This window comes from Mesorhizobium sp. P3_A9 (genome assembly GCF_056402975.1).
On record NZ_JBFUGJ010000808.1, the window covers coordinates 1 to 585 of the forward strand.

General features: G+C 58.8%; 1 protein-coding gene. It reads right to left on the reverse strand.

From position 1 onward, the window contains the following. The coding region (locus tag AC1DX0_RS36860; protein ID WP_477359593.1) for a TMEM175 family protein at nucleotides 1-490 on the reverse strand (490 nt) is incomplete at its 3' end. Between the last annotated feature and the right edge of the window lie 95 nt (nucleotides 491-585).

Genomic DNA, 585 nt, shown 5'->3' on the forward strand with positions numbered 1-585 from the left:
GGTTGACGAAGGTCAGCAGCACCGCAGCTATGTATAGCGCTACCGAAATCTTGCCCTTGCGGTCACTGCCCAACGCCTTGGCGAAGGCTGTTTCGTTGCCATGCAGATGGTGCAGCTTGGTCACAAGAATCCTGTAGGCGACCCCACAGAGCACGAGGTCGACGCCATAGACGGCGACAGGTACCGGCGCGAAATGATTCTCGCCCATGAAGGCCGTCGTTGCCGGAATCAGCGACAGCCAGAACAGGAGGTTAAGATTTGCCCACAGCACGCGGCCGTCAACGCGCTGCACGGTGTGGAACATGTTGTGCAGATTGTTCCAGTAAATGCCGACATTGATGAAGGACAAGACATAGCTGAAGAAGATCGGCCACAGCGGCGCCAGCGCGGAAAGATCCTCGCCATGCGGCACTTTCAGTTCCAGCACCATGATGGTGATGATGATGGCGACGACGCCATCGGTGAATGCCTCGACCCGGCCTTTGCCCATGATTCCTCCCCCGGTTGTCGGGTGATATCTATGCGATGGCGGGACGTGCGGCTACCCGCCATATGGCTGGGCGAACAGGCGGGCGCGCCAAAACC